Annotated in this window: 19 protein-coding genes, 1 pseudogene and 1 riboswitch; of the genes and pseudogenes, 11 read left to right on the top strand and 9 right to left on the bottom strand. The window is 60.3% G+C overall.

Annotated features, from left to right (window positions below):
* On the bottom strand, positions 1-259 hold a 259-nt coding region (locus C4S63_RS12765), incomplete at its 3' end, for a transposase (protein WP_146063381.1).
* Between the two features lie 92 nt (positions 260-351).
* On the opposite strand from C4S63_RS12765, the gene C4S63_RS12760 reads away from it, so the two are divergent.
* The 3 genes and pseudogenes from C4S63_RS12760 to C4S63_RS12750 form a co-directional block, all read left to right on the top strand.
* Positions 352-714 carry a hypothetical protein gene (locus tag C4S63_RS12760; RefSeq protein ID WP_103917778.1) on the top strand — a complete coding sequence of 121 codons (363 nt, stop codon included), beginning with the start codon at positions 352-354 and terminating at the stop codon, positions 712-714.
* A 9-nt stretch (positions 715-723) separates the two neighbouring features.
* A complete protein-coding gene (locus C4S63_RS12755; protein WP_103917777.1) occupies positions 724-1,143 on the top strand; it encodes a secondary thiamine-phosphate synthase enzyme YjbQ in 420 nt (139 codons plus the stop codon).
* 944 nt (positions 1,144-2,087) lie between these two features.
* Positions 2,088-2,249: pseudogene (locus C4S63_RS12750) on the top strand (secondary thiamine-phosphate synthase enzyme YjbQ); the annotation flags it as partial.
* A gap of 297 nt (positions 2,250-2,546) precedes the next feature.
* Here C4S63_RS12750 and C4S63_RS12745 read toward each other — a convergent pair.
* The 6 genes from C4S63_RS12745 to C4S63_RS12720 all read right to left on the bottom strand — a co-directional run bounded on the left by C4S63_RS12745 (position 2,547) and on the right by C4S63_RS12720 (position 7,037).
* A complete protein-coding gene (locus C4S63_RS12745) occupies positions 2,547-3,257 on the bottom strand; it encodes a DUF2057 domain-containing protein (RefSeq protein ID WP_103917776.1) in 711 nt (236 codons plus the stop codon).
* A 71-nt stretch (positions 3,258-3,328) separates the two neighbouring features.
* The gene (locus tag C4S63_RS12740; protein ID WP_063509787.1) at positions 3,329-3,667 is read right to left on the bottom strand and encodes a hypothetical protein; all 339 of its coding nucleotides are present in this window, start codon (positions 3,665-3,667) and stop codon (positions 3,329-3,331) included.
* Positions 3,664-3,966 (bottom strand): BPTI/Kunitz domain-containing protein, encoded by a 303-nt coding sequence (locus tag C4S63_RS12735; protein WP_063509786.1) that lies wholly within the window; start codon positions 3,964-3,966, stop codon positions 3,664-3,666. Before C4S63_RS12735 ends, C4S63_RS12740 begins: the two co-directional genes overlap by 4 nt.
* 85 nt (positions 3,967-4,051) lie before the next feature.
* On the bottom strand, positions 4,052-4,570 hold the full coding sequence (locus tag C4S63_RS12730; protein WP_235000012.1) for a mechanosensitive ion channel domain-containing protein: 519 nt from the start codon (positions 4,568-4,570) through the stop codon (positions 4,052-4,054).
* 22 nt (positions 4,571-4,592) lie between these two features.
* Complete coding sequence (locus tag C4S63_RS12725) at positions 4,593-5,234, bottom strand: MBL fold metallo-hydrolase (protein ID WP_103917774.1); 642 nt, start codon at positions 5,232-5,234, stop codon at positions 4,593-4,595.
* 435 nt (positions 5,235-5,669) lie between these two features.
* Entirely contained in the window at positions 5,670-7,037 is a 1,368-nt protein-coding gene (locus C4S63_RS12720; RefSeq protein ID WP_235000011.1) for a cytochrome P450, read from the bottom strand.
* A 157-nt stretch (positions 7,038-7,194) separates the two neighbouring features.
* Between C4S63_RS12720 and moaB the strand changes: the two genes are divergently transcribed.
* The 4 genes from moaB to cobU all read left to right on the top strand — a co-directional run bounded on the left by moaB (position 7,195) and on the right by cobU (position 10,245).
* Positions 7,195-7,707 (top strand): molybdenum cofactor biosynthesis protein B, encoded by a 513-nt coding sequence (gene moaB / locus C4S63_RS12715; protein WP_103917789.1) that lies wholly within the window; start codon positions 7,195-7,197, stop codon positions 7,705-7,707.
* A 28-nt stretch (positions 7,708-7,735) separates the two neighbouring features.
* Positions 7,736-8,956, top strand: a complete 1,221-nt coding sequence (gene glp, locus C4S63_RS12710) for a gephyrin-like molybdotransferase Glp (protein ID WP_103917773.1) — start codon at positions 7,736-7,738, stop codon at positions 8,954-8,956.
* Positions 8,957-9,148: 192 nt separating this feature from the next.
* Positions 9,149-9,727 carry an alkylphosphonate utilization protein gene (locus tag C4S63_RS12705; RefSeq protein ID WP_103917772.1) on the top strand — a complete coding sequence of 193 codons (579 nt, stop codon included), beginning with the start codon at positions 9,149-9,151 and terminating at the stop codon, positions 9,725-9,727.
* The gene (cobU, locus tag C4S63_RS12700; RefSeq protein ID WP_103917771.1) at positions 9,727-10,245 is read left to right on the top strand and encodes a bifunctional adenosylcobinamide kinase/adenosylcobinamide-phosphate guanylyltransferase; all 519 of its coding nucleotides are present in this window, start codon (positions 9,727-9,729) and stop codon (positions 10,243-10,245) included. Before C4S63_RS12705 ends, cobU begins: the two co-directional genes overlap by 1 nt.
* Before the next feature lie 195 nt (positions 10,246-10,440).
* On the opposite strand, the gene C4S63_RS12695 is transcribed toward cobU, so the two are convergent.
* The gene (locus C4S63_RS12695; protein ID WP_103917770.1) at positions 10,441-11,037 is read right to left on the bottom strand and encodes a histidine phosphatase family protein; all 597 of its coding nucleotides are present in this window, start codon (positions 11,035-11,037) and stop codon (positions 10,441-10,443) included.
* Positions 11,038-11,197: 160 nt separating this feature from the next.
* Positions 11,198-12,250, bottom strand: a complete 1,053-nt coding sequence (cobT, locus tag C4S63_RS12690; RefSeq protein WP_103917769.1) for a nicotinate-nucleotide--dimethylbenzimidazole phosphoribosyltransferase — start codon at positions 12,248-12,250, stop codon at positions 11,198-11,200.
* Between the two features lie 272 nt (positions 12,251-12,522).
* Positions 12,523-12,762, top strand: a riboswitch (cobalamin riboswitch).
* A gap of 115 nt (positions 12,763-12,877) precedes the next feature.
* On the opposite strand from cobT, the gene C4S63_RS12685 reads away from it, so the two are divergent.
* The 4 genes from C4S63_RS12685 to C4S63_RS12670 are packed head-to-tail and all read left to right on the top strand — an operon-like array spanning position 12,878 to position 17,357.
* Positions 12,878-14,707 (top strand): TonB-dependent receptor domain-containing protein, encoded by a 1,830-nt coding sequence (locus C4S63_RS12685; RefSeq protein ID WP_103917768.1) that lies wholly within the window; start codon positions 12,878-12,880, stop codon positions 14,705-14,707.
* Positions 14,708-14,726: 19 nt separating this feature from the next.
* Positions 14,727-15,626: a cobalamin-binding protein gene (locus C4S63_RS12680; RefSeq protein WP_369826430.1), complete on the top strand. Its 900-nt coding sequence runs from the start codon at positions 14,727-14,729 to the stop codon at positions 15,624-15,626.
* 25 nt (positions 15,627-15,651) lie between these two features.
* A complete protein-coding gene (locus C4S63_RS12675; protein ID WP_103917787.1) occupies positions 15,652-16,593 on the top strand; it encodes an iron ABC transporter permease in 942 nt (313 codons plus the stop codon).
* Positions 16,593-17,357, top strand: coding sequence for an ABC transporter ATP-binding protein (locus C4S63_RS12670; protein WP_103917767.1), 765 nt, complete (start codon positions 16,593-16,595; stop codon positions 17,355-17,357). Before C4S63_RS12675 ends, C4S63_RS12670 begins: the two co-directional genes overlap by 1 nt.
* The last annotated feature ends 54 nt before the right edge of the window (positions 17,358-17,411 follow it).

The raw sequence follows: 17,411 nt of genomic DNA, 5'->3' as shown, positions 1-17,411 counted from the left end.
TTAGAATGTTCTTCTCCCGTTCCAGGCGCTCACACCGAGCCTCAAGCTCCTGTATTCGGCGCTGTTCCGGGGTAAGAGCCTTGCCTTTGGGGGTAACACCTTGGCGTTCAGCCTCAAGCTGCTTAACCCAGCGCCGCAGCGCGCTCTCGACTACACCAAGCGATGTGCTGGCTTGGGGAACGGTGTAGCCTTGGTCCAGCACCAAGCTGGCGGCTTCCTGCTTGAATTCAGGTGTAAAGGATCGTCGTTTTCTGGTCATATGACACCTCGCTTAAGGTGGTGATTTTACCACCCTACGTTGGTGTCCGGATTCATTAGACCACTACACCATGAGGTCCAAGGAGGCATGAAATGAGCGGCATGCAGGACTACTGGGATGCTTTGGGTAGGCTTAAGGCCGGAAAGCCGGTTCGGCTTCCAAAGGGTTCTCCGATCAACAAAGACTCCGTTGCTCTGGAAGCAGGGCGTGGTAGAGGATCGATCAAGCGCTCGAGAGAGTCATTCTTGTCTCTTATTTCTGCCATAGAGAATGCGGCTAATGCGGATGAGTCACCAAGAGAGCCAGATATTTTGCGGAGGTACAAGGAAGCGGCAGATGAGTACAAAGATATGTACCATAGGGCGTTAAACAGGGAGCTAATGTTGGTGGAGCGCGTTGCCAGGCTAGAGAAAGAGCTCGCGAGATTCTCGAATATCGTCCCAATCAAGAAGTAGGTTGTCAGTATGTGGTACCAGAAGAGCATCGAGATACCGGCCAGAAAAAGAGGGTTTCATCTTATAACAAGGGAGATTCTTGAGGCGCTACCCGAGTTGCCGGAATGTCGTGTTGGCATGCTAAATGTATTCATACAGCATACCTCAGCATCGCTGTCCATCAATGAAAATGCTGACCCTACGGTTCGAGATGATTTCGAAAGCTATTTCAGCCGAGCCGTTCCTGAGGGGGAGAACTATTATAAGCACACGCTTGAAGGTCCAGATGACCTCCCGGCCCATATTAAGGCAAGTGTTCTTGGGGTTAGTCTGAATATCCCTGTCTCCGATGGGCGGTTGGCTTTAGGGGTTTGGCAGGGTATCTATCTTTGCGAGCACCGTGACAGTGCAGGAGGGAGGACGCTTGTGTTGACGCTTGGCGGTGAGTGATAGATGGTGCCTGTTGCTGAATTGATCGGTGTTTAATTCTTCTTTCCCTCTAATCTTCCCATGGCTTTGATTAACGCCTTGCCAAGAGAATTACTATTCCCCCTGACTTTTGACTTCTTTGGGGCCCGAAAATGTTGCCGATCATGCTCCTGCCGGGCTGCAGACAGGCTGAAAAAGCCCCGGACTTTGAGTTCGTCGTTGCTATTATCTAAGAATGATATTGATACTTCATCTGGGGACTCAGGCTTTACATGTGAGAATATCAGGGCCTCATCTTCATGTATTCGCTCGTAAAAAGAAGGTTCAATAACGTGCACAGTAATAGGGATTCGGGGGGTGGAGCCCTCAATTACTGTGAAGTATAGGCTTGGTAATCCAGCCGCTTCGGCGCGGACTTTCTTCACTTCAAATGGGGTCCAGCCCTGTTTTTGCCAGCTGTAAGTATGATTTTTAGGTAAAGCGAATGGCCGATCAGGAATGGTTGTTTGATCGGTACAGGGGTGTTTGGGCCATGGGGGGCCGAGCTCATCAAAGTAAACTCGGCCTCCATGAGGAGACTGGTAGAAGAATACGTTGTCTCCACAGACAGGACATCTGGCATTCGGGTTGGTATAGCTCTCTGTACTGGGAAATACACTTTTGAGCCATGTTGGGAGGTGGCGAGTTGCAGAATAAATGGAAGCCGAACTTATCCAGGAATAATAGCCACTAGAGTGGCCGCCACCCCAGCCACAATTACATCCTGGAGGATGCTTGTGTGCGTTGCACATCGCGATTTCCCTTTAGGTGCTTTGGCTGTCCTATATGTCTTTAGAGGATATGGACATCTACCTGCCCCAAATGTCCACATTAATGATTATTAGATGGACAGCCTTAATCCTCTATGAGTTCCACAATATCTGGCTTGTGGGCTATCCATATGTGGACATATCACCCGTATAGTGGACATGCCCGCCCATATCAAGAGCGTGCTGATCGGCCCGTCACTGAGCCTGCCGATCAGCAATGGCCGATTGGCGCTGGGCACCTGGCAGGGAATTTACCTGTGCGAGCACCGGGACCATGGCGGGGCGAGACGGGTGGTAGCGACGATTCAGGGGGAGTGAATGGCGGGCGTTGCCGCCACGTCATCTACAAGGCCGCTGTAGGAGCGCCCTTCCAGGGCGCGAACCGAGCGCAGCGAGGCGACAAAGCTTTCAGAGAATGTCAGGTCTACCTGGAGAAACCTGTCAGGTTCGGCAAGTCCTGATCGCCCTCTGGGCGATTCCTTGCTTCGCAAGGTTCGCGCCCTGGAAGGGCGCTCCTACAGCGGCTTCGGGGAGAAGTGTGTCAGTACCGAGTTGCGAGAAGCGAACCCCATATTTCAGGGGCCTTTCGCGACTCGCTTCTCGTGACTCGTAATCCTATTCAGCTATCCACTGCAGAAACTCCCGGCGCTCTTCCGGGGTGGCCTGCTTCCACTGGGCTTTCAGGGTATCCAGGTAGCTGCCGGCGGGGGCCGGGGCAGGGGCTGCCTGAGTGGCCGGAGCTGGAGCCGGAGCGCTGGTGGCAGGTGCCGGGGCGACCGCTTGTTGGGGTGCCACGCTTGCGGAGGCCGCAGTGCTCACCTCTTCGCCGGTGATGGGTGCCAGGAAACCGCGCTTGAGGATCAGGTTGGATTCCTGGGCAGCTACTTTTTCGCCGGTGGCGGTGTTCAGGGCCCAGCCGGTAAAGGTGTCTTCCAGGGCGCGGGCTTCCTCCACGTTGGCGGGTTTGTCGTAATCCAGCTGCCATTTCTCGCCGGCCTTGCCGTCGACGATAAAGTTGGCCGGGTTGGTTTTCACGATTTCATGGTTGTCCGCGTCCAGCTGCCACAGTTCCTTGTAGTAGGCGAGGATCTCGTAGCGGCCGGGGGCGAACTTCAGTTCCTTGAAGTCGGTGGCGAAAAAGGTGTTGGCGCCATCCACTTCCTTGCCGTTGATGGTGAACACTTCGATTTCGCTGGGCACGCGCACGGTCAGTACCTGGCTGTCAGGTTTGGCGGCACCGTCGTAGAGCTGGACCACGGGGCTGCGGGCGCAGGCGGACAGAATCAGGGTGCAGAGAATGAGGGGGATAAGGCGCAGGGACAGCATGATCTCTCCTAGGTAGGCGCGGGCCAGCCAGTCTGGCCGGCCATAATGACAGCTTTGTGACAGTGGCAAAATCAGAAGCCCCAGGTATCCACCCGGGCGGGTGCCACATTGCGATTCAGGGTGCTCAGGCCGCGGGCACAGCGCACGATCCACCAGATGGTGATGATCACCATCAACAGCCAACCGATAAAGGCCAGGGTGGTGATGCCGGCAATGATGCTGTAGAGCAGACCGATCCAGAAGGTGCGGTACTGGAAGCGGAAGTGCTCACGCAGGGGCGGCGGCGCATCCCCGGCGTGGAGGTGGGCAATGATGACCCCGGCAATGGCGGTCAGGCCGCCGGTGATCAGGCCTACCAGATGCAATACATAAACCGCCCGGGCCATGCCCAGAGACGATGTCTGACTCATTGCGGGTCTCCCTTGCTGCGATAGGTTCTCGCCGGGCTGGCAGGTTCGCTGTTGCCGGCATTACAGGTCTGCACGCAGGCATCCTGGGTTTCGAAGGGGACGCTGCCCTTGCAGCCACCCCAGGTAAAGCTCTTGCAGCTGTCGCTTTCCTGATCGTAGTAGTAGCGCTGGAAAGCAGCCCTGCACATGCCGGTTTCCGGCGGCTGGTAACAGGCATCCGGCAGCGTATTGTCGGCCTCGGTACCGCTCTGGCATCCGGCCAGCAGGGCGGTGACGATCAGGGGAAAGAGCAGTCGCATGGTGTCGTCCTTGTCGTTGATCTACGCACGGCCTTGCCAATCCGGCAAGGCGTTCCAGACCGTCACTTTACTCTGTAGGGGTGTCCTAGTCAGCCCGGCAGTGTTTGTGATCCCGGGGCAGGGTGTCGCCGCGCAGACGAATCACGGTTTTCTGCAGCAGCAGGTTGTTGGGCAGGGTGTAACGGTGGCCAAGCTCATCCTGCACGGTGATGAAGATGAGCCCCATGTAACGAATCTGGCCGGTGACCGTGTTGTCGCCATCCAGCAGGCGGATGCGATCCCCCACCCGGTAGGGAGCACTGAAGAACAGGATGATGGCGGCGGTGGTGTTGCTGAGCATGGACCAGCTGGCAAACAGGGCCACGCCGAGCAGGGCCATCAGCGAGGTGGCGAACACCATCAGGCCGCTGCCGTTAAGCCCCCAGAGAATCCCGATGGTAAGCAGTGACAGCACCACGCAGGCAGTGTTGATGACCACGGCGGTCTGAAAGATGCGGGCCCGGCTGAAATCACGGCGGCGGCCCAGCCGTCGGGTGGCGCTGCGCAGCAACACGGACAGCAGCCAGGCCAACAGAATGACGGCCACCGTCAAACCCCATTTCATTGCGCTGGATTCCATGACTGCCTCAACCGTGCTTGCCGGAAACGAAAGGATTGTTGGCGCGCTCATGGCCGATGGTGGACATGGGGCCGTGGCCGGGGATGAAGGACACATCATCATCCAGGGTGAGCAGCTTGTCCTTGATGGCCTGGATCAGGGTGTCGAAATCGCCCTTGGGGAAATCCGTGCGGCCGATGGAGCCGTTGAACAGTACATCGCCCACCACCACCAGTTTGCTGTCCGGCTGGTAGAACACCACATGGCCGGGGGTGTGGCCGGGGCAGTGACGCACCTCGAATATCGTCTCGCCCACGGTGACCGTGTCACCGTCTTCCAGCCAGCGGTTGGGGGTGAACGGCCGTGAGGGCTGAAAGCCCATCATCTGCGCTTGCTGGGGCAGCATGTCGATCCAGAACTGGTCGTCCCGGTGCGGCCCTTCGATGGGCAGATCCAGTTTGTCTGCCAGCTCTGCCACGGCACCGATGTGATCCAGATGCGCATGTGTGACAAGGATTTTTTCCGGCGTGCCGCCCACCTGTTGCAGGGCTTCCAGAATCTTGTCCAGATCCCCGCCGGGATCGACGATGGCCACCTTGTCGGTGGTTTCGCACTTGAGGAAGGAGCAGTTTTGCTGGAACGGAGTCACCGGCAGGATGGCGTACTTCATGGCTGTCTATCGGGCTGAGAATGTGCGTGCAGTATAGCCGCAAACCGGAACCGGATTCATGTCTGAAAGGGAAAGCTACGAGCGACGCTTGTGGGATAAGGCAAGGCCAAAAGTTCCCTCAAGCTCTGGGATATCTACGAAGCCGCTTGTAGGAGCTATGCTTGCATGGCGAACCGCGCTTGCGCGGCGGAAATCGACCGAAGGGCGATCAGGAACAGCGCTCGACAGGTCTACCCAAATCTACCAACCTGATGCACCCCCAACCCTATTCGCATGTCGCAGATCCCCTTGGGGGCGAGCATGGCTCCAACGGGGTGAGGGTGAGCGGCTGGCATGGAAGGAATCGCGCCGCCAGCGGCGCTCCTACGGAAAGATTGGGGCAGGGTGCCGGCCGCCAGGCTCGGCCCATCCCGCGTTGCAGCTTGTAGCTTCCTTTTACCGTTTCTCCAACACCACCGGCAAACCATCCTTGGGCATGATCAGCGGCACCTGCTGGACCGGCATCTCGTAGCCCGGTTTCAGGGACACCTTGTAGCGCTGCAGGAAGTGGAACAGGAAGGTCTTGGTCTGCAGTTCGGCAAAGTTCAGGCCCAGACACTTGTGGTGGCCGCCGCCGAAGGGGACCCACTGATAGAAATGTTTTTTATGTTCGGCGCGCTCGTCACTGAAGCGTTCCGGGTCGAAGGTGTGCGGATTGCTCCAGTACTCCTCCATGTAGTGGGTGAACAGGGGGGAGATGCTGACCAGCGTGTTGCGCGGCAGGGTGTAGCCCTGGAACGTCACGTCTTTCACGGTACGGCGCGGGAAGGTGGTGAGCGGCGGGCGCATGCGCAGGGTCTCGCGGAACACCCAGCCGGTTTTTTCCAGCTTGCCCAGTTCGTCGTAGTCCAGGCTGTCCTTGTTCATGCTGGCCATTTCTTCAGCCAGCTGGTCCTGCCAGTAGGGATGTTTTGCCAGCAGATAGATGATGGAGCACAGGGTGCTGGTGGTGGTGTCGTGGGCGGCGAACAGCAGGAAGATCATGTGATTCATCACGTCCTGATCGCTCAAGCCACCTTCCTCGTCGGCGGCCTTGCACAGTTCACTGAAGAAATCCGGGGTCTCGCTGGCCCGCTTCTGCGGGATCAGGCCGGTGACGAATTTTTCCAGGTAGCGGCGTCCTGTCATGCCCCGGTACCACAGGGTGCCGGGGATGGGCAGACGCACCACCGCCAGGGACGCATCCGCGGCATCGATAAAGGATTGGTTGACCTTGTCGGATTCCGGGCCCATGTCCAGGCCGAAGAAAATCTGTGCGCCCACGTCCAGCAGCAGTGCCTTGATGTGATCAAAGAAGCTCAGGGTGTCGCCGGTCTGCCAGGGCTGGATCTGGCTGCTGATGTGGGCGTTCATGCGGTCCAGGTAGCTGGCCAGGGCCGGCTTCTTGAAGGCCTGCTGCATGATGCGGCGATGGAACTTGTGGTCAGCGAAGTCACGCAACATCAGCCCGTCGGTGAACAGCTTTTCCAGGAAGGGGTTCCAGGCCGCGCGGCTGGAGAACACGTGCTCCGGGTCCTTGAAGACAAACTCATTGGCTTCCGGGCCCAGCAGGGTCACGCCGCGTTGAAACAGTATCGAGCCCTTGGACACCAGGCCGTATTTTTCCGCACGCTGGGTCACCAGCTTGTGGTAGTCCTTGAGGAAGAGAATGGTATCGCCGAGTAAGGGCGTGCCGTAATCTCCCGGGATATTGTCCAGTTTGCGTTGTGGCAGGCGCGGCAGGCGGGCGGCATCCTGCTGGGCGGTTTCCATGCTGCTGCTCATTGTCAGCTCTCCCGATAAACACTTTGTATAGCGTCAATGTACTGTGAGCATACTGTGGCGAACAGGGGGCTGTTGGCAGCGGTCAATGCGGGATGTGCTGTCCAGCCACCGTGGCATGGCTCGTGCTAGCATTGGCGCCATCAGCAAGGAGAAATCTATGTCCAAGCCCGCGGCAGCCTTCGATCCCCTGGCCCTGGCGGTATTGACCGTCAGCGATACCCGTACCCCCGAAAACGATACCTCCGGGGACCTGTTGGTCCACCGTCTCGAGGAGGCCGGCCATCACTTGCAGGCCCGACAGATCGTCAAGGATGACATCTACCAGTTACGCAAGGTGGTGTCCGAGTGGATTGCCGATGAACGTATTCAGGGCATTATTACCACCGGCGGCACCGGCTTTTCCGGACGGGACTCCACCCCGGAAGCTCTGGGGGTGCTGTTCGACAAGCACATCGAAGGCTTTGGTGAATTGTTTCGCCAGGTCAGTGTGGCGGATATCGGCTCGTCCACCATCCAGTCCCGTTGCCTGGCCGGGTTGGCCAATCGCACGGTGATCTTCTGTCTGCCGGGTTCCAACAATGCCTGTGCCACGGGCTGGGACCGCATCATTCGCGACCAGCTGGATGCCCGCCATCGGCCCTGCAATTTTGTCGCCCAGATTCGCCGGTGAGGATGACAATGACAGAGGGAGAAGGTCGATGAGTTTGATGCCGGTGGAGGAGGCCCTGGCCCGATTGCTGGACAGCGCTTCGCCCTTTGCCCGGGTGCAGGAGATCGCACTCGGTGATGCCCGTGGCCAGTACCTGGCCCAGGGCGTGGTGTCCCGCGTGGATGTGCCCGCCTTCGATAATGCCGCCGTGGACGGCGTGGCCCTGCGCTATGCGGACCTGGACGAACCGGGCCTGACCCTGCCCATGCCGCTTCGCATCGCCGCCGGTGATCCGCCGGGCACCCTGATGCCGGGACAGGTGACACGCATCTTTACCGGTGCGCCGGTACCCGCCGGGGCGGATACGGTGTTGATGCAGGAAGACTGCGAAATCGCTGATGGGCGCGTGCGTCTGCCGGCCCGGGCTTCGGTCAGCGAAGGGCAGAATATTCGCCCGGCGGGTCAGGATGCCCGGCGGGATGAGAGGGTGATGCATGCCGGCCAGCGCCTGACTCCCCAGGCTGTGGGGCTGATCGCCTCGGTGGGGGTGTCCCGGGTGCGGGTGTATGCCCCCCGGATATTGGTGCTGACCAGCGGCGATGAATTACAGGCGCCGGACGAAGCACCATTGCCTGGAAAAATTTATGACAGCAATGGTCCTCAACTGACCCAGTTGCTGATACAGAGTGGCTTTGCCGAGGTGCAGCGCGAACATCTGCCTGACGACCCGGCCATTATTCGCAATACCCTCACCCGCGCGCTGACGGATCCGCAGCAGCGCCCGGATGTGATCATCTCCACGGGTGGCGTATCCGTGGGGGAAGAAGATCATCTGCGTGCGGTGCTGGAACAGCAGGGGCAACTGGATTTCTGGCGGTTGGCGATCAAGCCGGGCAAACCGTTCACCTGCGGCAGCGTGGACGGCATTCCGTTTTTTGGCCTGCCCGGCAATCCGTCGGCCGTACTGGTTTGCTATCTGATGCTGGTCTTGCCCGCCCTGCGACGCCGTTGTGGTGCCGAAACGGTGTTGCCGGAACCGTTCCGTCTGCCCGTGGATTTTTCAGTCAACAAAGCAGGCAAGCGACAGGAATATTTACGGGTGCGGTGTGTGCAGAAGAACGGCAATCCGATGCTGGAAAAACACCCCAATCAGAGTTCCGGCATGTTGAGTTCTGCGGTGTGGGCGGATGGATTGGCGGAGGTGCCGGTGGGGGAAACCGTCTCCCAAGGCAGTGTGCTCGCCTACTGGCCGTTCGCGATGCTTTTGTAATGCGACGCCCGCGAACGCCAATAAAAACTTCCTCGCTGATTCGCGATGAGCGACAACAAACTGCCGTTGGAGCCTTGCTCGCAAGGCGAAGCGATTCAATTGACGTGAGTGTGTTCTGAAGTCTTCGCTTTGCGAGCAAAGCTCCCACGCCGTCCCGCGTGTATACTGCCGCCCCCGTAAAGGAGAAAGGCAATGACCCTGGAATCCACCCTGCTGGCGCGAGCCGATTCGACCTGTGAACTGTGCGGTGCCGGTGAGGCGCTGGCGGTGTATGCGGTGCCTCCGGAAGGGGATGGCACGGCAGCCCAGAGTGCCTTGTTGTGCGAAACCTGCAGCTTTCAGATCGACCATCCCGGCAATGAAGATATCAATCACTGGCGTTGCCTGAACGACAGCATGTGGAGTCAGGAGCCGGCGGTGCAGGTGCTGGCCTGGCGGATGCTGACCCGGCTGCGGGCGGAAGGTTGGCCCCAGGACTTGCTGGAAATGCTCTATCTGGATGACGAGACGCTGGCCTGGGCCCAGTCCAGCGGGGAAGGGCAGAGCGAGGAAGACAAGGTCGAGCACCGCGACAGTAATGGTGCGGTACTGGAAGCCGGTGACAGCGTCACCCTGATCAAGGATCTCAATGTGAAGGGCGCCAACTTCACCGCCAAGCGCGGCACGCCGGTGCGAAATATTTCGCTGGTGCAGGACAACCCGGAACAGATCGAAGGTCGTGTGGAAGGTCAGCGCATCGTTATCCTCACCCAGTTTGTGAAAAAGAATTGATGGCACATTCCCTGATCCTCGGTGGTATCCGCTCCGGCAAGAGTTCCCTGGCGGAACGGTTGGTGTCGGAGCAATCTGACCCGGTGGTGTATGTGGCCACGGCTACCGCCGGAGATGGCGAAATGAGCGAGCGCATCCGTCGGCATCAACGGCGCCGTCCTGCCAGCTGGGGGCTGGTGGAAGAACCGGTGGAATTGGGTAGCCTCCTGAACCGCCAGGCCACCTTGTCACCACCGCCCTGTGTGCTGATTGATTGCATGAGCCTGTGGGTGAGTAATCTGCTGCACGCCGGCGATGCCCTGTTTGTGCGGGAAAAGGAAAGTTTCCTGACGGCTCTGGCCGGTTATCCGGGCTCGGTGGTTATCGTCAGTAATGAAGTCGGGCTCGGTACGATCGGCATGGACCCGCTCACCCGCCGCTTTGCCGATGAACTGGGCTGGTTGAATCAGGCACTGGCAAAACGCTGTGATCGGGTGGTGATGTCGGTGGCGGGGATAGCGCAGACGTTGAAGGGGTAGGCCTGGCCGTAGGAGCGACGCTGGCGGCGCGATTCCGACCCTCTTTTAAAGATCGATTTACCACAGAGGACACAGAGATCACTGAGGAAAAGAATATTTTTTCTCTGTGTGCTCGGTGTCCTCTGTGGTGAAAATGTTTTTATCGAAGCTTGGTAATCGCGCCGCGAGCGACGCTCCTACGGTGGAGCTCGCTATCTACTCGTGCCTCACCAGACACCGCAAGATGCCGTGCTCGGTGTCATCAATGCGCACCTGGGAGCGGCAGGCGAAGGGGACCTGGAATCCTGCCATGGCCTGGCTTGGGCTCATGCCCAGGACATGACTCAGTACCATGCGGATCACGCCGCCGTGGCAGACCAGTAATACCCGCTGCCCTTTCATGGCCTGTTGCCACAGTGCCCAGGCATCGCCGATGCGCTGGTGAAACGCCTGAATGGTTTCGCCATTCACCGGGGGATGATTTTCCGCATCGCGCCAGAAGTTGGCCTGGTGATCGCCGTATTCCGTTGCCACCTGCTCCCGGGTTTTTCCTTCCCAGTCACCGAAGCTGATTTCCTTGAAATCGTGGGCCACGGTGAAGGGAATGTGTTGCTGTGCTGACAATTCGGCGGCGAATTCTCGGCAGCGCAGTAACGGGGAGGTGAGGATGTGATCCCATTGATCGTCCGTCTGGATGGCATCGCGCATTTGTTGCCAGCCCAGCTCGCTGAGCGGATCGTCCTTGTGGCCGCGATACATGTGACCGCCGGCGGGTTCGCCGTGGCGAATCAGATCAAACAGGGTGGTGGTCATAGTTATCCTTGTTACCAAACTTGGCGACTGACGGTTTGCTCTTTTGTCGCTGGGTTCAGTAGCGAGTTACGAGATGCGAGTTTCGAAAGACAAAACCTGTTTGGGTTTTCGCAACTCGCAACTCGCAACTCGCAACTCGCATCTCGCGACTCGTTACTGTCTATTGCGAGCTGGCCACGCCGGCATCGGCAAAGGTGGCCATGCCGTTATGCAGGGCGCAGGCGCTGCGAATCACCGGCACGGCCACCGCCGCGCCGCTGCCTTCGCCCAGGCGCATGGACAAATTGAGGATCGGCTCCGCGTCCAGCGCGTCGAGCAGTCTGGTATGGCCCGGCTCCCGGGAGTGGTGGGCGAACAATAACCACTCCCGTAATGCCGGGCGCAGTCGCACGGCGGCCAGGGCGGCCACGGTAACAATAAAGCCATCCACCAGCACGGGAATGCCACGGACGGCACAGCCGATTATGGCTCCGGCCAGCGCCGCTATTTCAAATCCGCCTAACGACGCGAGAACCGCCAGCGGTTCCCGGTTGTTGCCGTGACGGGCCAGGGCCCGCTCGATCACGGTGATCTTGTGGCTGACGCCCTCCGCACCCAGGCCGGTACCGGGCCCGGCCAGGGCTGCCGCCGGTTCGGCCAGCAGGGCACAGGCCACGGCGCTGGCGCTGGTGGTGTTACCGATGCCCATTTCGCCACCGATAAACAGCTGGGCCTGCTGGTCTGCGGCGCGCTGGGCGGCACGGTCACCGGCGGCCAGGGCCTGGTCCAGCTGCATCGGCGACATGGCTGACTGGCGGGCCAGATTGGCGGTGCCGGCGGCGATGCTGTCATCAATCACGCCATCGCTGACAGGGGGCGGCGTGGCGGTGCCCAGGTTGATCACTTCCAGTGTCGCGCCCAGATGCCGGGCCATGACACTGATGGCGGCGCCGCCGGCCACGAAGTTGGCAATCATCTGACCGGTGACCGCCTGGGGAAAGGCGGAGATGCCTTCGGCACAGACGCCGTGATCGGCGGCAAAGACGGCGATGCTGATACGGTCGGCGGCGGGGGTGTCGGTGTGTTGCAGTGCTGCCAGGGTAATGGCCAATGTTTCCAGGCGACCCAGTGAGCCGGCGGGTTTGGTGAGCTGCGCCTGGCGGGCCAGGGCGGTTTCACGGTGTTGCTGACTGGGCGAGGGAATCGCTTTTTGCCAATGGGCAGAGTGGGTCACGGAACACTCCCGAAAAGGCCAGGGGCCGGAAAGCGGCAAATCCTCTGCCCCTGGTCCAGCGCTGTCAAGTAACGGCCTTCCACGATCTTCCCGACTTTCCGTTGGAGCCTTGCTCGCAAGGCGAAGTGCTTGAAAACGATGATCGTAGACGTCGGCCCTTCGCCTTGCGAGCAAGGCTCCAACAGAGGAGGGGGGGTATTAGCAGATCTCAACGGGCCCTGAATTTTCCTCAAGCAGGGCATATCCATTTGCTTATTGCTGCCGCCGTTGGTAATTTCGCGCCACCTTCCGGTGCCCGCCTGTTCACACACAGCCGGGTTAAACGGGAAGTCGGTGCGCTTTGCTGCCCCAGCAAGGTCAGTCCGACGCTGCCCCCGCAACGGTGATTGAGTAAAACGCGTTTCGTAGTGCCACTGTGCCAAAGCCCGAAAGGGTGCATGGGAAGGCGAACGCGCCGAGGGATTCCCCCTCGCTCATCAGCCCGGAGACCGGCCAGAAGGTGAAACTTGGCGTCGCGGTGGGCGATGGCGGGGTGTCACGGTACAGTCCGGTGCCGGTTATCCCTGTTGTGTCTCCGCGGCTGAATCCAGGCCGTGCGGGTGGGCACGGCAACAGGGGATCTCCTTCATGTCTTTGCGTTTGCTGGTGGCACCTGCCGCCCTGTCCTTGTCTGTCTTGCCGTCGGCGGTGCAGGCGAATACGGCCTCATCACAACAGATCGCCATGCTGAATCCGGTGGTGGTCACCCCCGTGCTGGTCAGCCGTACTACCGAGGCGTCACTGTCTTCGGTCACGGTGATTGATGAGCAGCAACTCCGCGACCAGCAACCGGTGGACATGGCCGATATTCTTCGTGGCCAGCCCGGTGTGGATACCACCGGTAATGGCTCTTTCGGCAAGAGTGCCAGTGTCTTCATGCGGGGCACGTCCAGTAATGCGACCCTGCTGTTGGTGGACGGGGTGCGCTTGCGGTCCGCCACTGTCGGCAGTCCGGCCTGGCAATATCTGCCGCCGGCCATGCTGGAGCGGGTCGAGGTGGTTCGTGGGCCGCGGGGCTCCCTGTACGGTGCCGATGCGGTGGGTGGCGTGGTGCAGCTCTTTACCCGGGACGACGGTAGCTGGCTGGATTTCGGCGCTGGCAGTTTTGGCACCATGAATGCGGGTGCCGGGGTGTCCGGCGAACAGGGCGGTACCCGATATACCCTGGGCATCAATCGCTTCCGCACCAATGGCATCGAGCTGCGCGAAAACAGCGAGGAGCGCGGCTACGACAACACTGCCGGCATTGCCAAAATCAGCCATCGCTTTGGCGATCGTGGTGAAATCGGGGTGTTCGGTTTTCATACCCAGGGGAATACCGAATTCGAAGGCAGCACCCCGGCGGACGACAGAAATATCGACTACGCACTGGAAGTGGCTGGCCTGAAAGGCGAGGTGATGCTCACCGATGGCTGGCAGACCAAGGTGCTGATCAGCCAGGCCAAGGACGAAAGCGAAGACTTTGCCAATGACGTCAGCAATGGTGTCTTCGATACCCGCACCCGCACTGTCAATTGGCAGAATATTTTCGCGGTCGGTGCCCATCAGTTTGTGCTGGGCGGCGAGTATCTGCGTGACGAGATCACCAGCAGCAACGAGTATGACGTGACCGACCGGGACAACAAGGCGGCGTTTGGCCAGGCGCTCTTGCACTTCGGCCCGCTGGATGTGCAGGGCAGCCTGCGGCACGACGACAACGATGCCTACGGCAGCAAAGTGACCGGGGCTGCAGCACTGGGCTGCAAGCTGGACACTGCGCATCGGGTGCGGCTCAGTTACGGCACGGCGTTCAAGGCGCCAACCTTCAACGATCTGTATTTCCCGGATTCGCCGCCGTTCTTTTTCAGCAACCCGAATCTGAAGCCGGAGTCCTCGGAAACCGGTGAGCTGGGTGTGCGGGGCCAGTATGAACACTGGTTCTGGGATGCGGCAGTGTACCGTACCAACATTGATGATCTGATTGTTTATGACGGCAGCAGAGGCTCCTCGTTCAATGTGAACAAGGCCCGTATCGAAGGCGCGGAACTGGCCCTGGGGATGGACTGGCAACAGTGGCAGGTACGGGTGGCGTTCTCTGCCCTGAAGCCGGAAGACCGGGATACCGATACCGTCATTCCCCGTCGTGCCCAGCGGTTGGGTCGGGTGGATGTGGATCGACGCATCGGCACCGTGACCCTGGGGGGCACTGCCAGTTTCCAGGGGCATCGCTACAACGATGCCGCCAACACCCAGCGTCTGTCCGGATTCGGTCTGCTGGACCTGCGTGCCGGCTGGCAGTTCGCGCCGAACTGGTCCACCCGCCTGACGCTGAAAAACGTGCTCGATAAAGAGTATGCCACTGCCAGGAACTTCAGCGGCTGGAACTATCTGAACGCCGGGCGTTCCGTAATGGTAAGCCTGCGTTACGATGTGCAGTAACTGAAACCCGGAGTCCGCCATGCCCCCAGCCCGTCTGTTATGCCGTTGTCTTCCCCTGTTGGCCGTCATGCTGTGGCTGGGGAGCGGGCTGGCCCGGGCACAGGTCTGTGTCACCGATGATACGGATCGGCAGGTCTGCCTGGACCAGCCGGCCACTCGCGTTATTGCCCTGTCTCCCGGTGCCACCGAACTGGTGTTCGCCGCCGGTGCCGGTGAACAGCTGGTCGGGGCGGTGAGTTTCAGTGACTATCCGCCGGCGGCAAAAAAACTGCCGCGGGTGGGCAGCTACAATCGGCTGGACCTGGAGGCGATACTGGCTCTGAAGCCGGATCTGATCGTTGCCTGGCAGAGTGGTAACCCCATGGAGCAGGTGGAGCGCCTGCAGACCATGGGCGTGCCGGTGTACCACAGCGAGCCGCGTCGCTTTGACGATATCAGCACCACCCTGGAACGCCTGGCCGTGCTGGCCGGGACCGAAGCGGTGGGGCAGGGGGCGGCAGATTCCCTGCGCAGTGGTATGGATTCCCTGCGCCAACGCTATGCGGAGGCGGCACCGGTGATAGTGTTCTACCAGGTCTGGGAAGAGCCCCTGATGACCGTGAATAACGCGCACCTGATCAGCGAGGCGATTGAGATTTGCGGTGGCGTCAATGTGTTCGGTGAGCTGGCCGCGCTGGCACCCAAAATCAGCCGTGAGGCGGTACTGGCCAAGGACCCGGAAGTGATCATCGCCGGAGGCATGGGCGAGGATGATCCATCCTGGCTGGAGCCCTGGAAGCAGTTTGCTTCCTTGCGTGCGGTGCAGTCCGGCAACCTGTTCTTTGTGGCACCGTCCACCCTGCAGCGGCCCACCCCACAGATGCTGGCGGGCACCCGTACCCTGTGCAGCCATCTCGATACCGTGCGCGCCCGTGATTAGTCGCCGGGCCATCTATTCCCTGCTGATGCTGGCGGCACTGGGGGTGCTGTCGCTATTGCTGGCGGTGACCGTTGGCAGTGTGTCCATGAGCCTCTCGGAGTTGTCGATGGCGGTGGCTGGTCGGGGAGATCCGCTGTTCGGTGAATTGGTGTTTTCCCTGCGTTTGCCCCGTGCCCTGGCGGCCTTTGCCACCGGTGGTTTGCTGGCCCTGGCCGGCGCCCTGATGCAGGTGTTGTTGCGTAACCCGCTGGCGGATCCTTACGTGCTCGGTATTTCCGGTGGTGCGGCGGTGGGGGCGCTGGCGTCCATGTTGTTGGGACTGGGTACCGCCATGGTGTCCGGCTCCGCCTTTGCCGGTGCACTGCTTTCCACCCTGCTGGTGTTCGGTCTGGCCCAGGGGCGAGGCAGCTGGACGCCGACGCGGCTGTTGCTCACCGGTGTGGTGATCGCGGCCGGCTGGGGGGCAGTGATTACCTTCATGTTGTCGCTGAGTCCCGCAGACCGTTTGCCCGGCATGCTCTACTGGCTGATGGGCGATCTGAGTTATGCCCGCTCGCCGTGGCTGGCCTGGCTGGTGTTGATCCCGGTGCTGGTCGTGACCCTGCCGCTGGGGCGCAGCCTCAATGTGTTGGCCCGGGGGCCATTGCAGGCCGCGGCCCTGGGGGTGGCGGTGAAGCCACTGGCCTGGCTGGTCTATGGGTTGGCCAGTCTGCTCACGGCGGTAGCCGTGACCACAGCCGGTAGTGTGGGTTTTGTGGGCCTGATAGTGCCGCACATGCTGCGACTGGTGCTGGGCAATGATCAGCGCCTGATTCTGCCGGCCAGTGTCATGGCGGGTGGTGCCTTGCTCACCATCGCCGATACCCTGGCGCGGACCATGATGGCCCCGGAGCAGTTGCCGGTGGGGGTGATTACGGCGCTGCTCGGGGTGCCCACTTTTCTGTTTCTGTTGTACCGGAGTCGGTGATGGCGATCCTCGAAGCCAGCAATCTGGTGGTGGATATTCCCGGCCGTGCGGCAGGGCAGCCATTTTCCGCGCGGATTTTGCCGGGACAGCGCTGGGGGGTGCTGGGCCCCAATGGTGCGGGCAAGTCCACCCTGCTGCATACCTTGGCCGGGTTAAGGCCGCCACGCAGTGGTCAGGTGTTGCTGGACGGTGACTGTCTGACTCAACTGCGCCGTCGGCAACTGGCGCAAAAACTGGCGGTGGTCTTTCAGGAACGTCAGGATAGTTTTCCGGCCACGGTTCGGGAAACGGTGCTGATTGGCCGTCACCCTTTTCTGTCGCCCTGGCAGCGGGAAACCGCCAGGGATCTGCGGCTGGCCAATCAGGCCATGGAGGCCCTGTCGCTGGGGTTGCTCGGTGATCGGCTGGTCAGCACCCTCTCCGGCGGGGAGCGCCAGCGGGTGGCCATTGCCACGGCACTGACCCAGCAGCCGGCCATCTGGCTGGCGGATGAACCCACCAATCATCTGGATCTGCATCATCAGGTGGCGGTGATGGAGCTGCTGCATCGCCAGGCGGAAGAGGGCGCGGCGGTATTCATGTGTCTGCATGATCTCAACCTGGCCGCCCGTTGGTGTGATCACCTGTTGCTGCTCTATCCCGATGGCGAGCTGTGCTTCGGCCCTGCCGAGACCATGCTGGTGCCGGCAGCCCTGGAGCGGTTGTACGACCAGAAACTCAGTGTGGGGAACATCAATGGTGTGCCGGTTTTTGTGCCGGGATGAAAGCTGTTAATGGTCTGTAGGAGCTATGCTTGCATGGCGAACCGGCTTGCTTAG

The organism is Alcanivorax sp. DSM 26293 (assembly GCF_900107995.1).
GTDB lineage: Bacteria > Pseudomonadota > Gammaproteobacteria > Pseudomonadales > Alcanivoracaceae > Alcanivorax.
The sequence above is the reverse complement of the archived record's forward strand: the minus strand, read 5'-3'. Positions and strand labels throughout refer to the sequence as shown.